Below are 342 nucleotides of genomic sequence, written 5' to 3'. Positions count from 1 at the left end.
CGCGTATCGTGCATAACCGCCGAAGATTTCGTCCGCCCCCTGTCCTCCCAGGCAGACCTTCACGCTGCGAGCCGCGAGTTCACTGACGGCAGACATCGGAAACATCGCCGGACCGATCACCGGTTGATCCTGCTGGAACAGGAGCCGCGGCAGATCGTCGGCGAACCGCGCGCCATCATAGGTCGTCAACTCCAGGTCGAGCCCGAGAGCACGCGCTGCCGACTCCTGGAACGGCCGCTCGTCCACCACCCCCTGGTCAGCGAAATGGACGCCGAAGCAGCGGGGAGCCTTGCCAGCCCTGCTCGCAAAAGCTGCCACTGCACTGGAATCGATACCACCGCT

General features: G+C 64.6%; 1 protein-coding gene. It reads right to left on the bottom strand.

Going from position 1 to position 342, the window contains the following annotated elements; all coding sequences use genetic code 11:
- Window positions 1–342 (bottom strand): asparagine synthetase B (locus tag E6J58_01155; protein TMB43114.1); only part of this gene is annotated, 342 nt, incomplete at both ends.

It is taken from the genome of Deltaproteobacteria bacterium (assembly GCA_005879535.1).
Lineage (GTDB): Bacteria > Myxococcota > Myxococcia > Myxococcales > 40CM-4-68-19 > 40CM-4-68-19.
The sequence above is the reverse complement of the archived record's forward strand: the minus strand, read 5'-3'. Positions and strand labels throughout refer to the sequence as shown.